Annotated in this window: 17 protein-coding genes; 6 read left to right on the forward strand and 11 right to left on the reverse strand. The window is 46.4% G+C overall.

Annotated features, from left to right (window positions below; translation table 11 throughout):
• Position 1: 1 nt before the first annotated feature.
• The 11 genes from ACRD67_RS14365 to ACRD67_RS14415 form a co-directional block, all read right to left on the reverse strand.
• On the reverse strand, positions 2-607 hold the full coding sequence (locus tag ACRD67_RS14365) for a carboxymuconolactone decarboxylase family protein (protein WP_430967901.1): 606 nt from the start codon (positions 605-607) through the stop codon (positions 2-4).
• Positions 608-679: 72 nt separating this feature from the next.
• Positions 680-1,102, reverse strand: coding sequence for a DoxX family protein (locus ACRD67_RS14370; RefSeq protein ID WP_430967902.1), 423 nt, complete (start codon positions 1,100-1,102; stop codon positions 680-682).
• Positions 1,103-1,377: 275 nt separating this feature from the next.
• Complete coding sequence (locus ACRD67_RS14375) at positions 1,378-2,328, reverse strand: sugar phosphate isomerase/epimerase family protein (RefSeq protein ID WP_430967903.1); 951 nt, start codon at positions 2,326-2,328, stop codon at positions 1,378-1,380.
• Between the two features lie 10 nt (positions 2,329-2,338).
• Positions 2,339-2,719, reverse strand: coding sequence for a hypothetical protein (locus ACRD67_RS14380; RefSeq protein WP_430967904.1), 381 nt, complete (start codon positions 2,717-2,719; stop codon positions 2,339-2,341).
• A gap of 107 nt (positions 2,720-2,826) precedes the next feature.
• Positions 2,827-4,473: an AMP-binding protein gene (locus ACRD67_RS14385; RefSeq protein ID WP_430967905.1), complete on the reverse strand. Its 1,647-nt coding sequence runs from the start codon at positions 4,471-4,473 to the stop codon at positions 2,827-2,829.
• 144 nt (positions 4,474-4,617) lie between these two features.
• Positions 4,618-6,033, reverse strand: coding sequence for an MBOAT family O-acyltransferase (locus tag ACRD67_RS14390; RefSeq protein WP_430967906.1), 1,416 nt, complete (start codon positions 6,031-6,033; stop codon positions 4,618-4,620).
• 2 nt (positions 6,034-6,035) lie between these two features.
• Positions 6,036-7,082, reverse strand: a complete 1,047-nt coding sequence (locus ACRD67_RS14395; protein WP_430967907.1) for a hypothetical protein — start codon at positions 7,080-7,082, stop codon at positions 6,036-6,038.
• Positions 7,079-8,389 (reverse strand): DUF418 domain-containing protein, encoded by a 1,311-nt coding sequence (locus tag ACRD67_RS14400; RefSeq protein WP_430967908.1) that lies wholly within the window; start codon positions 8,387-8,389, stop codon positions 7,079-7,081. Before ACRD67_RS14400 ends, ACRD67_RS14395 begins: the two co-directional genes overlap by 4 nt.
• A gap of 94 nt (positions 8,390-8,483) precedes the next feature.
• A complete protein-coding gene (locus ACRD67_RS14405; RefSeq protein WP_430967909.1) occupies positions 8,484-9,248 on the reverse strand; it encodes a hypothetical protein in 765 nt (254 codons plus the stop codon).
• 40 nt (positions 9,249-9,288) lie between these two features.
• Positions 9,289-9,807: a nuclear transport factor 2 family protein gene (locus ACRD67_RS14410; protein ID WP_430967910.1), complete on the reverse strand. Its 519-nt coding sequence runs from the start codon at positions 9,805-9,807 to the stop codon at positions 9,289-9,291.
• Positions 9,808-9,862: 55 nt separating this feature from the next.
• Complete coding sequence (locus tag ACRD67_RS14415) at positions 9,863-10,639, reverse strand: hypothetical protein (RefSeq protein WP_430967911.1); 777 nt, start codon at positions 10,637-10,639, stop codon at positions 9,863-9,865.
• A 401-nt stretch (positions 10,640-11,040) separates the two neighbouring features.
• Between ACRD67_RS14415 and ACRD67_RS14420 the strand changes: the two genes are divergently transcribed.
• From ACRD67_RS14420 to ACRD67_RS14445, 6 genes are all read left to right on the forward strand, one after another.
• Positions 11,041-11,664, forward strand: a complete 624-nt coding sequence (locus tag ACRD67_RS14420) for a tetratricopeptide repeat protein (RefSeq protein ID WP_430967912.1) — start codon at positions 11,041-11,043, stop codon at positions 11,662-11,664.
• Positions 11,665-11,705: 41 nt separating this feature from the next.
• A complete protein-coding gene (locus ACRD67_RS14425) occupies positions 11,706-13,037 on the forward strand; it encodes a 2TM domain-containing protein (RefSeq protein ID WP_430968049.1) in 1,332 nt (443 codons plus the stop codon).
• Between the two features lie 117 nt (positions 13,038-13,154).
• The gene (locus tag ACRD67_RS14430) at positions 13,155-13,436 is read left to right on the forward strand and encodes a 2TM domain-containing protein (RefSeq protein ID WP_430967913.1); all 282 of its coding nucleotides are present in this window, start codon (positions 13,155-13,157) and stop codon (positions 13,434-13,436) included.
• 24 nt (positions 13,437-13,460) lie between these two features.
• Positions 13,461-13,763 (forward strand): 2TM domain-containing protein, encoded by a 303-nt coding sequence (locus tag ACRD67_RS14435; RefSeq protein ID WP_430967914.1) that lies wholly within the window; start codon positions 13,461-13,463, stop codon positions 13,761-13,763.
• A complete protein-coding gene (locus tag ACRD67_RS14440; protein ID WP_430967915.1) occupies positions 13,754-14,101 on the forward strand; it encodes a 2TM domain-containing protein in 348 nt (115 codons plus the stop codon). The genes ACRD67_RS14435 and ACRD67_RS14440 overlap by 10 nt, the downstream gene beginning before the upstream one ends.
• An 11-nt stretch (positions 14,102-14,112) precedes the next feature.
• Positions 14,113-14,475: a 2TM domain-containing protein gene (locus tag ACRD67_RS14445; protein WP_430967916.1), complete on the forward strand. Its 363-nt coding sequence runs from the start codon at positions 14,113-14,115 to the stop codon at positions 14,473-14,475.
• Positions 14,476-14,522 lie beyond the last annotated feature (47 nt).

Raw genomic sequence — 14,522 nt, forward strand, 5'->3', positions numbered from 1 at the left:
TTTAGCTATGGCTCCAGTTTTCCGGTTCGTCACTGGCATTGGGGGAAAGGCCTAAGATATCGCCCTGCGTATCGGTCCCCAGGCCCAGCACCGTACGGTTTACATAGTTGAAATAACTGGTCACTTGATTGATTTCAAGGATTTCCCCCTCGGAAAAGCCCGAAGCTTTGAGTTTTGATACATCCACTTCAACAACCGCTTTAGGCGTTAGTGTCAGTTTTTTGGCATAGGCCAATCCCTGTGCATACGGTGTGCTGAAAAAAGCATCCGGGCTATCGGTCCGTAGGGCCTCGAACAACTGTGTGGCCTTGGCATCATCCGTGAAAAGCCGTTTAAGGCCCACATAATGGTGTTCCACACAGTAGCTGCAGTGGTTTAGATGGCTTACGTAGACGCCTATGGCTTCCAAGTACCACTTGGGAAGCGTGTTGCCCGAATGGTGCAGTACACTTTTGTACAATGTCATATGTCCCACCAAAGTATGGGGACGCAGGCTATGTACCGTTAAGACGTTATCCACGGTGTCATTGGGCCCCTTTAGGCGCTTGTAAATGTTTTTTAACTTGCCTTGCGCCTCCTTGTAACCTATTGTTCTGATCCAACTCATTTGTTTATGTTTCCCTAGATTTCTCTTTGGGTAATATAAGGGTTTTCACAGATTGTGCGTACGGCGCGCAGCTTATTTTTGCATTTTTAAATAGTAATCGGCAGAATGCTTGCCCGAACCATAAAACAAGAAGAAAAGACAAAGCAACAGCGCAACTCCGGATAAGATGAGATTGGCACTGTTCATTTCCCCCAAGAAATTGATCAAGACCGCTCCTATTAAAATGGGTAGTTGTGCGGCCGCTGCCCATCGGGTAAGCAAACCAAAGACGATCAATACGCCTCCTACAAAATGCGCAGGGATCACATAGTGGATCACACCCATACCGCCTGTTAAGTTTTCAACAGGTTTTATAAGTTCAGAGAGCATGAGGGTGTCTTGCATAAATTCGGCGCCTTTGATAAAGAGGAATACACCCAAGGCGATCCGTACCAGATCCAACGGATAATACGTATGGGCATTGGCCCATTTGTTTAAACTTTTTATTCTTCCCATGACTAAGATATATTGATTAGACCTTTCTTAAGATACTCATTTTTAAGAATATGAGCAAATAGGGAGGTGGCCGCCTATGCCTTGGACGCCCCGTTATATTTCATATATTTAAGCAGATGCTACACCCAAAACACAAACGGTTTCTACGGCAGATTATCCCTTTTGCCCTTATTTGACGGCTTCACCGCTACCAAACTCGCGGGACTTCCTTTACAGGACAAAAAGGAAAGCGTGCACCTGTACAGTCTTGAATTTAAGGGGGCTAGTAGATTACCTTAATCCAAAGTTTTCCACACCTTTTCTATAAGTGCTTGGGTGGCCCGTATCCCTTCTGGCTCACTGAGTTCCGATCCTTCGTACTCAATACCGATATGCCCTTCATAACCGGCATCCTTGACGGTTTGGAGCAATTTGGGATAGTCCAACAAGGTTTCATTCCCTTGTTCGTCAAAGTTGTAGGACTTGGCGCTCACCCCTTTGGCAAAGGGAAGAAATTCCGTTACACCCTTATTGGGGTCATAAACCTCGGTGCATTTGTTGTTTTGTGTACTGCCCCATTCCGCATTGAGGCACCAGTTGCCAAAATCTGGTAGGGTCCCTAAATAGGGATTGTCTACCGTTTTTATAATGTCGGCGATAAAGGCGGCATCGGAGGTATGCAGCCCATGATTTTCTATCAAGACACTGACCTCCCCTTGGGCACCGTATTCGGACAGTCTGCCCAAACCATCGGTTAAACTGGCCTTTAGCGTTTCCCTATCGCCCTTACCAAAGGCATTGACACGGATGGAATGACAGCCCATGATCTTGGCCGCATGAATCCATTTGTAATGGTTCTCTACTGCTTTCTTCCGTTCGGCATCGTTTGGATCGCCCAGCAGGCCCTCCCCGTCGACCATAATCAATAGGTTGGTAACCCCGGCCTCCGCAGATCTTGCGTTCATTTTGCTCCAGAATTTTTCACTGTTACCGTAATCGGAATAAAATCCGGATACGTATTCCACCGCTTCCATTCCATAATCTTTCTTGGTGATACTGGCAAAGTCCTGAGGGTTAAGCAGGCCTTTTTCAAAACTTCGGTGCAAGGACCACTGTGCCAGGGATATTTTAGGTAGGGACATAGGATTGTTCGTATTGGGCCTGGCAGCATAGGCCATTACCGAAGGTAGGGTCATGGCGGCACCGCACAGGGAAGCATTTTTTAAAAAAGATCTTCTTGTAATCATAATATGTTATTTAGATAGGAGCAATGGTGTCCTTTCGTTTGCTCATAATTTCAATTACCCAGTAAAGGAGCTGCCCTATACCCCCGACAAAAACAAATAGGAGTACCCAGACCAATAGCAGGTTGTTTTCCCGCAGGTTAGGATTTTGAACGGCATGTATAATATAGAAAACAAAACTACTCAGGGAGATAAGCACCAGCAAAAGAACGCCCGCTATCAAAAAACCCACGCACTCAAAAAACTGAGCGGGAGGAGCTCCGTCCTGATTTTCTACCTCTGGGAGCCGGCTAAAAATGGTGAAAATAAAAAGAAAATAGCCAATGAGGAACAGAAAGACCAAGATAATGGGCGCTAGCGCAAAAAAGGCCTGCCAAAATTTATTGTGTATCATCCTGTGCTGTATTACACTTAAATATAATCATAATTTCCCATGCCTCGGATACGTCCGATAGGTCTTGCCTTTATAAAAACCGTGGCCTACATTTTCCGCCATTAGGCTCATCCCTCAAAGATTACCTTTTCTGGTTCTTGGAACCAGGTAGCGTAATAGGGTTGATGTATTTTCTCGATACTCGTTCGTTTCACCTTTAGGGTAGGGGTGGTAAGGCCGTTGGCCACGGTCCAATCTTCCTTCATCACCACCACCTTTTCCAGTTTTTCGTGTTTTTCCAGATCGGGGTTGATCTGGTTCATGGTTTCCTCCAAGCTACGGGAAAGTGCCTCTTTGCCTTTTGCCTTGCCCAAGAGCGATGGGGTAACCAGGGCAATGGGTTGGGGAATGCCGGTGCCCACAATACAAATCTGTTCTATATCCGTGTTTTTGGACAGGGCCAATTCTATGGGGGCCGGGGAGATGTATTTTCCCTTATCGGTCTTAAACTGGTCCTTTACCCTTCCCGTGATGGTCAGATATCCGTCGTGATCGTACTCTCCGATGTCCCCGGTCTTTAGGAAGCCGTCTTCGGTGAAGGCTGCTGAGCTTATGTCAGGGGCTTGGTAATATCCGGTCATCAAACAGTTGTTCTTGATACATATTTCCCCTTCGGGCGATAATTTGGCCTGCACTCCGGGCAGGGGCCTGCCTACCGTTCCTATTTTGTTGGCCCATGGAAGGTTGGTGTGGGAAATAATGCAATCCTCGGTCATGCCGTACATCTGATGGACGATAATGTTCAGTTTTCCGTACCATCGGATAAGACTGGCGGCCATTGGGGCCGCGCCCACCACCACGATACGTGCTTCCTTAAGCCCTAGTTTTTGCTTCAATTTATTTCTTATTATGGTATTCAGAAGTGGAATCTTGAGTAGCGTATCCAACTTTTTCTGGGGCAGGCTCTCCAGGATTTTTTCCTGAAACTTGGTCATGATACGGGGTACGGCCCCAAAAGAATGGGGCTGTGTGCGTTCCAGGTCGCGGGCAAAAGTATCCAGGGATTCCGCAAAGGAGATGGTGGCGCCCATGGCCAGGCTGCGCATCTCAATACCGGCCCGCTCCGCGATGTGCGACAACGGAAGGTAGGAAAAGAATTTGGGATGTGGCGGTAGTTCCACCAGATCGGCAAGGGCATGGGCACTCCTCATAAAATTCCCATGGGTATGCATAACTCCTTTGGGGATTCCGGTAGTCCCTGAGGTATAGATGATGGTGGCCAGATCGTTCTCTTTTGGCATAGGGAGTTTGGACAAGGGCTCATACCGATCCAGTAACTTCTCCCAACTATCCCCCGCGTCTTCTCCATATAGTTCCACACTTATTTTGCGCATTTCGGGTATGCCGGCTTTCTGGGACGCAAAATCATCGAGTTTCCCTATAATGATCGCTTTGGCTCCGCTTAGTGTGAGTATTTGATTGATCGAGTTGGCATTTAGGGTTGGGTAAATGGGAATGGAAATATGTCCGGCCATCATAATGGCCAGATCGGCCATGATCCAATGTGCGCAATTTTTGGAAAGCAAGGCGATGTGACTTTTTGGCGGCATCCCATAGGCCCCAAGGGCAGCGGCGATCTTTCTGGCCTCCTCGCCGGCCGCTTTGTAGGTATAGGTCCGTATTTTACCGTCAATGGGCTGCTTTAAGAAAGGGGTATCAGGGGTGGTGCTTTCCCAATGGAGAAAAGCTTCCAGGGGTGAATTAAATGTGGTCATAAAAGTGTGTTGGTCATGTGGTTGCTTAAATATAAAAAAAATAAGCTCGTTTCCTATCTGCGGAATAAGAAACGACCGAAGCCCCGGGAATGCCAGAAATCGGTCGAATCCTAAAAAGTGTCAGAGGCCTGTATCTTATGGTTCCTAAAATTGGAAGTAGATAAATTGCTCCCCACCACTTTGTGAAATGGCGATCAAAAAAAACATGATGCCCCATACAAGGCCCAATGCAAGGGGTTTTGTTTTTAACGATACCGCTTTTAAGGAAGTGCTTCGCATCACCCAATGACAAATGAACAACAGGCCGATAACCGTAAATACTTTAACGATATCGAAGGTTCCCAATACCTTGGCCCCGTCCCCATGCATATAGAACATGGATGCGACCATGGTCTTGGCGGTTTCGAACGTCCTGGCCCTAAAGAAGACCCAACTGAAATTTACCAAAGTGTAGGTGAGCAGTGCCAATAAAATGCCATTGAACACATTGATCTTGATGGTGATCACTTTTTTGAGCAGGCGTTCGCCTACAAGATAGAGGCCGTGAAGTGCCCCCCAAACCACAAAGGTCCAAGCGGCCCCATGCCATAGTCCGCCCAACAACATGGTCAGCATCAGGGCAACATACATACGAGTTATCCCGTGGCGGTTCCCACCAAGGGGGATGTACAGATAATCCCTTAACCAGGTGGAAAGGGAAATATGCCAACGTTTCCACAGGTCCGAAAAACCAATGGAGGCATAAGGGTACATGAAGTTATCCGGCAAGACAATACCCAGCATCAGCGCTATGCCGATGGCACAGGTGGAATATCCCGCAAAATCAAAGAATATTTGCCCGGAGAAGGCCAGCGTACCAGACCAGGCGTCCCAAAAATTCAAGGCGTTTTTGGCTCCGAAAACGGTGTCCGAGGTACTGGCCAGTAGGGTGTCCGCCAGCACCACTTTTTGGAACAGGCCAAGGGTAAGTAGGAACAGGCCCCATAAAAACTGTTGCGCATTGGCCTTTTTTGCTTCGTAGAACTGAGTGACCAGATCCTTGGCACGAACAATAGGCCCTGCCACTAGTTGAGGGAAGAAGGTCACGTAAAGGGCAAAGTCCAGGAAGGTCCGGGCCGGTTGGGTCTTCCGCTTGTAGATGTCTATCGTATACGACATGGTCTGAAAGGTGTAGAAGGAAATACCCATGGGCAGAATAATGTCCATAGGTCTGGCCTTAAAGTCCCACCCGATCCCATTGGCCATTGCGGTAAAATTCTCCAGGAGAAAATCCCCGTATTTAAAGAAGGCCAAAAAGCCAAGATTGACCACCAGACTGAGCAGTAACCATAATTTTCGAACCCTGGGTCGTTCCTCCTTGGCCAATTGGTTTCCCGCGGTCCAGTCTACCATCGTGGATATCCATAGTAGTAGGATCAGAGGTGGGTTCCAAAGGCCGTAAAATACATAACTGGCCAACAGGAGCATCAGTTTCTTGCCGGTCCAGTTGAGCAGAGGGGTATAATAGAGTGTGAGCACTACCGCCAGAAAGACGATAAAACCCAATGAGTTGAATAACATATTTAGTCGGATTTACGGTTAGCAATCAATTGATCTTTTTCCAGGAGTTGGATGAATTCCCTGGTAAACACATCCGCGTCGGGACCGGACAAGTGCGATAGTTCGGGAAGGTTCAGCCCTTGAAACTGGGGATAATCCTCAAAGTGATATGCGGGAAGCCCGCTCACCTGTACAAGTTCGTCCCAGAACTGGGGTCGTGGGGTTATTTTGGATTCAATTTCCCTAAATTCCATAGCCGAGGGACATCGAAGTAGAATCACCTTTCCGCCTCGTTGCGTTATCAACGCCACATCCTCTAAAAAGAAGGCCATCGTACCTTTCTTATCAGGGGGTGGCATGTTGGGACCCCCCGTGAGACAGAACATCCAAACATCTTTGACCGATTGTGCAAAAGCAGGGTCGGTTTCCATGCGGTCCAGCATCCGTACATTGCGTGCTTCGCTTAGCTCGCCAAATTCATAAAAGGGTGGCATTTGTGGTCTTCCGGTACGGTTGCCCCATTTTACGGTTTGCAAGAGGGACTTCAGGTCCACATTGCCCGCCAACATGTCCTCATAGGAGTGCATGGTCGCCAGATTGCGCTGTAAGGGCTTGGACAACGCATGGTTGAAGCGTTGGGCATAGGTACGGTCATAAAAATGGTCTACCCGTTCCTGGGGCCCGGAAATGGGTGGGGCCTGTGGAAAGGTGGTGGAAAAGAAGAGGGGCGGGGTAATGCCCACGATTACCGTGCCATTGAAGTCGGTATTTCTGGCAATGTCCCTAAATACAGGTAGGGGAGAAGCCCCGCCCATGGCCAGTTGTACCGGAAGCTTTCCGGTGAGTGACTCCCACAGGTCCAGTTGTAGGTCAAAATGGATTCGGGAAGATCCGGTAAAGACATAATCGTCCTGGGTCAATTGGTCTATCCGGGCCCGCTGTTGGGCCCATAGGGCCTCATCGTCCTGAATGGTGGGTGTCTTTCCCTGCGATCGCCAATACGCTTCCCAGGATGCAATGGCGACCATACCCAGTACAAAAGCTATAATAAATGATTGTTTTAGATTCATTTCTCGGTTTTTGGATTGGTTAAAAAAGCTTGTTTGTGTTTGTAGGTCAGGGACCGCCAGAGCCATTCCGCCGGACCATATTTAAAGTATTTGAGCCAAATAGGGCTATAGATCAATTGAAACAGCCAAATACCGCCCACGATGTAGAACAGCTCATAGCGCTCCAATTTGCCGAAAAGGGAGAAACCGAAACCAAAGAAGATAAAGGCCGCAATTATACTGTGCATGATATAGTTGGTCAGGGCCATCCGGCCTACCGCAGCAAGTGATGCCTGAAGAAAACGAAGTATGCCCGACTTAATGAATAGCATAAACAGGCCAATATGGCCCAAGGTAGTAAACAGTCTCCCAATGGCATAGGTTTGGCCCGACTTGGATTGGGAAACCGCATCAAAATTACCTTCCAATACGACGTTTGTTTCGTAGTAATTGATAGACAGGCCTATAAGGTATCCCGTAATCAACATAATCAGGTAATATAACATGGACCGTTCGCCGTGGAATATCCGTAACTTAAAAAAGGCCATCCCCAGCAGCATAAAACTTAAAAGATCCCATGGCCAGTACCTATAGATGACCCAGGTCTGCATCATTTGATTGTCCTTTATTTTTGCCTTGAAGACGGTGAGATACCCTCCCTGCATTTGTTCAATGCGTTCCGCTATTTCCTCCGGGGTCTTTTTTTCTTTCTTTTTCTCCCATTTTTCCAGGGCCTCTTGTTGCTTCTCGGTAAGGGAATCCCCTTGTTTTTGCAGTAGCTCGGCCGCCACGCCTTCCTTTTGGGCCTTGAGCAACTTCCTATATGCACCCACGTCCCACACCATACCAATGGCCAGAAGAACCAGGCCCGCAATGATCAGTTGTTTTGGACTGGAGTTTCTCAAAGGGAAGAGCATTAATCCGAATATGGCATAGGGATAGAGTATCTCTCCCTCCCAAAGCAATACATAAGAGTGTACCAGCGCAAAGAGCAAAAGCCACAACATCCTTCTGTAGTAGATATCTGCCGTGCCAATACCGGCACCGTTTTTTTCCAATCTGGAGGTAAGTAAAATGACTCCCGCTCCAAAGAGCAGGGTAAACAATCCGCGCATGGTGCCCTCAAAGAACAGGTTGTTTATGATCCAGACGTCCAGATTGAGCCCCTCGGCGCCTCCTGCGATAGTGGGATCGGAATAGGCAAAGGGCAGTCCCATACCGCTAATGTTCATTAATAAGATGCCCAGAAGGGCTATACCCCGAATTACATCCAGGGAGTTGATCCGCGCCGCCGCTTGCGTGGGTTGAAATTGTGATGGTTCTGCCATGCTTTTTATGTGTAAGGTTACTATTTGGTTTTTTTGCACAAAAAAATAGGGGCAGTTATAAAACTCCCGCCCCTACCTAACAAACTACGGTTGGTTATTGTCCGTTTACGGCCTGCACCTCACCGTTGGCGCCGCTTAGATCGCCCCTAAAAATCCAGAATTCACTTTGTTGGCCGTCGGTAGCCGCCTCAAAATCCTTTAAGAATTGCGGAAAACTTCCTTCGCCGTGTACTTCCTCAAAATATTGGGGGAATTTGTCGTCCTTTCCTAACCAGGCCGATTTATCGAAGAAATTTACCCAAACAAAATCCTTCCCGTCCACATTGTTCATTTCATTAAAATAAACGCCCCACTGTTGTTCGGGATCTTTTTCCTTGTATACCTTGGTCACCTTATCCAGAACAGCCTCGAATTCCATCTGCTTAAAACGCTTAATGTCGATCATAAAAATGGAAAGGTTCTTTAGGCTAAAATCCTTACTAAAGTTGGAGTGCTTCATGTCCGATCTCCAATAGGTGGTTTCCTGGTCTGGCATGGCATGCGCTACCACATTGGTGTTCCAATCGGCCGTGTGCTCAGGATCGTTTGCCGGAGCGTCATCCATGGAGGCCCAGGTGTTGGGTCCCATGCTCCATATGTACTTCCCTGAGTTTTTCCCACTGGCGATCCAGAATACGCTGGCCTGGTATGGGCCATCTGCATGGTACTTTTTGTTGTGTGCAGCTAAGCCCGCCTCAAACTCGGCAATTTTTGTGGGATGCGCGGTCAACATTACATTGGTAAAAATGGTAGAGGGGGTAGGTTCTTGGCCGTTGATCAAAAAGGGAATCAACAGTGCTGCTAAAATTAATCTTTTCATGACTTTACTTATTTTTAATGGTTGTTTATAGTGTTATTAATTATTCGTCAGCTTCTTCTTCTGCAGCATTGGCCGCTTCTATTTCCCGCATCATGGCCATATATTCGGATAGGTTATAATAGGCATGCTCTTCCACGATTTTACCGTTGACAAACTGCAGGGTAAGGTGCACCGGAATCTCCAATTCTTCATTGTTGGCGGCAATGGTACCTTTCCAATTTCCCCAGAAATTCACCCAGGTCTCTCCCTTGTCGTCAATGATCATCTCGTAGAAGGGGTCGTCCTCGAAGGCGTAGGATGAGGTGGTCGCCAAAAGACCCTTTAACTGTTCCATTACCTCCTTTGGGGGCCGTGAAAATTTCTCGGAGGTATTGTGATGCAATTTGGCGGTGTCGGCGTAATGCCCCAGCCAGCCTTCCCAGTTTCCTTTGTGGTAGTCTTCTACCAGGGATTTGACCGCATCTATTTCGGCGCCTGTGGTGGCGTAGCGGGCCGGTCCTTTTTGCTGACAGGCCACAAACAGGAGCATGGCCAGTCCCAGTAAACTTACTTTTTTCATAATGTATAGGTGTTGGTTAGTAAAAAATCATTGCAGCTAGCTGCAACAGGTCTGGTTATTGTTCTTCTTTGGGGGAATAGGCCAGATCGGGCCGCATACGTCCTGTAATTTGCTCTATACCTGTGGCATATTTCATGACTTCCCCAAAAACGGCCGCTGCATCCTCGCCCAAAAGGGTATCATTTTCAGCGCTTCGAGTTTCGAAGGAGATACCGTCCTTGTCGGACAAGGCTACCATAAAGTAAGTGTCCATGTTTCCAAAACCGCTTCGGTACACCCTATAGTGCATTTTGGAACCCTTTTGTTCATACATATCCTTGACGCCTTTAAAAGCCTTGGTCATGGCGCCCAAATGCTCCGGAGTGGTGGTCAAATAGTAAAACTTTCGGTAATCCTCGCCCTCGGTAGTTTGGGTAATACCATCGGGCATATAGGAAAGTTCCTTGTCCAAAAGAAGTACGTAATTTCCATGGGCATCATAACATTTGTCCATGTCACTGAACATTTTGTTAAAGGCTTCCTCCCCCATTTTTTCCTGTAATGGCCCAAATCCGTCATAGGTGATATCGGCCATGGAACTAATGGGTGTAATGTAGAAATACCGGAAGTCCATGGTAGAGGAAGTAATCCAGCTGAGCCCTTGGATGTTGTGTTCCTTGCAATTGGCAGCCAGTTCCTTGGCCGCTTTTTCGTATTCCATTACCATCGAAGGCCGCACCTGGTCTTCATGTACCCAATAGGCTTGTGTTGTGCTGTCTTCTTGAGCTTGGATAAGAAAAGCGGTAGAAAAAAGGGCACAGGCCAGCAATAGCACTGTTTTTAGTGTTCTCATAGTGTTTATATATTAGATAGTTAACAATCGAGCTATACGACGTGTTGCGTTTACCCCAAAGGACAGCCTCCGTGGTGGACCAACGGACCCATACAATAACGTCATCTAACAAAGAGGGGCAGCAACCATCTGCAGTATGGTGCTCGGGGGAAGTGAACCGGTCTGCAAAAATCATTTCAATATAGCCATAATTATCTAAATTTTAACATTTTACGCCCAAAATGTTATGAAATTTATTCCTCCCTTACAAGAGGGAAATATCTTATACGTTCTGTCTCCGTCCATTTTTGCCCTCCTTTTTTACAGTCTGTCCCCTGATATCCACAGTTGGGTCGCTCTTTTTTCTTTATTGCCTGCTTTCCCTTCAGATTTGCAGCAAATAACCCTTTAAAACAATACAAATGAAAAAAATGATCTTAATTACCGCTTTTTTGATTGGAGGTTTGTCCTTCGCACAAGACCAGTACACCAAAGGCATGCAAAAGGCCTTTCAGCTTTGGGGCGAGGGCAAAACAGTGGAAGCAGGCAATATGTTTGAACGCATTAGCAGTGTGGAATTGGACAATTGGTTGCCGTTATACTATGCCGCTCAGGTAAATACGATCTCCTCTTTTGGCGAAAAGGACAAGGAGAAGCTCACCCAACAATTGGATAAGGCCCAGGAATTGTTGGATTTGGCCAAGGCCATTTCACCCGATAATTCAGAGATTTTGGTGCAACAGGCCATGATCTATACCGCATGGGTGGCCTTTGATGGTGCTACTTACGGACCGATGTTTTCTGCGAAAGTAGTGACCATCTACCAAAAGGCGGCGGAACTGGATCCCAAAAATCCCAGAGTGGTTTTTTCCAGGGCAGAATGGGATATGGGTTCTGCCAGATATTTTGGACAGGATACCGCCCCGTACTGTAAGGAAGTGGAGCGCTCCTTGGAACTTTTTGCTACCTTTAAACCAGAAACGGACTTTCATCCAAACTGGGGCAAAGACCGCGCGGAGATGGTCTTTAAAAGCTGCCAGAACTAGGATTGTTTTCTTTGGCTAGCGATAATAACACAACACAAATGATAAGATATTGGGCAAAGACTTTGGCAATTGGCGTGCTTATAGGCGCAATTTTGTCCTTTATATTTATAGGCATTGCCTTGTTGTCAGGGGAGCCGATCGGTTTTGATCGGTCTCTCTTGGTACAAATTGGCTACAACATGCTCTATGCGGTGGTATTGACACTTATCAATGGCGCCTTTTTTGATTATCTGAACCATAGGGTGGTGTGGAAAAAATATGCAAAATTCAGGCTTCTCATCGGTGCCTTGGGGAGCATAGTGCTGACCATGTTGGGCATTTTTTGGATCCGTATCGTTACGGAAATGGGTTTTGAAGGTGAAAGCTGGGAGGAATTTGTTGCGGGTGAACGCGCCATATACTATGTCAGCTCCCTGTTGATTACCATTGTCATTTCTGTTTTCTTTCATGCGGTCTACTTTTACCGGTCCCTTCAGGACAAGAAGGTCAAGGAACAAAAGATTATTGCCGGTACCGCTTCGGCCAAGTTCGATGCCCTAAAAAACCAACTAGATCCGCACTTTTTGTTCAATAGCTTAAACGTTTTGACAAGTCTTATAGAAGAGGACACGGATCAGGCCCAGAAATTCACCACCTCCCTTTCCAAGGTCTATCGCTATGTATTGGAACAAAAAAACAAGGACCTGGTCTCCGTAGATGAGGAACTGCAGTTTGCCAAAACCTATGTGCGACTCCTAAAGATGAGGTTCGAGGATAGCATCGTTTTTGAGGTTCCGGAACAATCTAGCGATCCCGAGGCCAAGATCGTACCCCTTTCTTTGCAACTTCTCTTGGAGAATGCGGTAAAGCACAATGTAGTTACCCCTGCAAAACCCTTGCACATTAGGGTCTTTGAGCAGGATGGCTTTCTTACGGTAACCAATAACCTACAAGAGAAGCAGGTAGTCAAAAAGAGCAGTGGGGTAGGACTTCAGAACATCCAACAACGGTATGGTATCCTTACCGATAGGAAAGTGGGTATTGCAAAGAAAGGAAGGGATTTTAGTGTGCAACTACCCATGTTAACCAAGAAAATAGCAATAATGGAAACGCCCCAAAGCTATATCGATGATAAGCGGTATCAAAAGGCAAAGGAGCGGGTAGAGGCCATAAAAGGATTCTATGGCAATCTTACCGCCTACTGCATAGTAATCCCCTTGCTTGCCTTCTTAAATTATAGCACTACCAGCTTCCCATGGATCATATTTCCCGTTTTTGGATGGGGATTCGGGCTGCTGATGCACGGTATGGAAGCCTTTGGTTATAATCCCCTTTTCGGGAAAAACTGGGAGGAACGCAAGATACGGAAGTACATGGACGATGATACGTTCTAATCGCATACGATCCATCGCCAAAAAAAGACAATTGGGTAGTTTACATTTAGAAATAAACTCCTTACTTCCGAATTTTGAGGTATAGAAATAAAACAAACACCCTAAAGATTATACAGGATGGAATGCTTTGAGAACAAGGATAAATACAGCAGGGCCAAAGAAAAGGTGGCCAAGATCAAATCGTTCTACACCAATGTATTGGCCTATTGTATCGTGATACCGGTGCTGGCCTACGTCAATTACCGGACAACGAGCTTTCCCTGGGTCATCTTTCCCATTTTGGGATGGGGCTTCGGGCTCCTGATGCACGGAATGGAAGCCTATGGCTATAACCCCATTCTTGGAAGGGGATGGGAGGCCAGGAAAATCAAGGAACTTATGGAAGATGACCGTTTCTAAGTAGATCAATTAAAAAACCAACCTATGAAAGATATCAACAAAGACAACAAGTACCTAAAGGCCAAAGAACGTGTAGAGGCCATTAAAAAATTTTATGGAAGCATTTTCTCTTCCCTCTTGGTTATCGCTTTGGTGGCAGGTGTAAATTACTATGTAGATGAATGGCGTAACCCTTGGTTTTTATGGGTGGTATTTGGCGTCAGTATAGGCCTGATCTTTAAGGCCCTAAAGCTTTTTAACCTGAATCCGTTTATGGGCCGGGACTGGGAGGAACGCAAGATCAAGGAGTTCATGGAGGAGGATGAAAAACAAAACAAATGGAACTAAAAGAAATGAATGATTCAGAGAAACTGAAAAAGGCCAAGAAACGAGTAGAGGAACTCAAGGGGTTTTATGTACACCTCACCGTATACTTGGCGGTAAATAGCTTTATTACCATTGCCAAGGTGGTAGGCAACATGAGCGATGGAGAATCGCTTGGGGAATCGCTTTGGGACTTTGGCACCTTTGCCATATGGTTTTTTTGGGGCATTGGACTCGTATTCCATGCCGTAAAAGTATTCTCCTTCAATCCTTTTTTCAGCAAGGGGTGGGAGGAAAGACAAATTCAGAAATATATTGAAAAGGATAAGAACGAAGCTGAAAAATATACCAAGTACAAATAAATCGTAAAAAAGTGGAACAGCAACCTTCAGACAGATATATTGCGGCTCAAAAACGGGTGGCCCGTATCAAGGGGTTTTACAGACACCTTACCATATACATCATTGCGAACATTGCGCTGATTGTTCTTAAAGTGTATGCGTTCGATTTTTTTCCCGATTATGATATGACCGATGAAAGTTTTCGTAGCTGGCTGGGATGGAACATTGTATTAACCCCGATCTTCTGGGGTTTGGGGCTGCTTTTTCACGGACTACATGTATTTGCGTTCAAATCCAAACCACTGAAAGAGCTTTTGAAACCTCCCTTTGTAAAGCGGTGGGAAGAACGACAGATACAAAAGTACATGGACGGGGATGGACAAAAAAAGGAATAACAGGAACAAAAGCTATACAACATCTAATTGAACCGATCAATCTTTAC

Origin of the sequence: Eudoraea algarum (genome assembly GCF_050589645.1) — a bacterium.
In the GTDB taxonomy this organism is placed as follows: Bacteria; Bacteroidota; Bacteroidia; order Flavobacteriales; family Flavobacteriaceae; genus JBNGOQ01.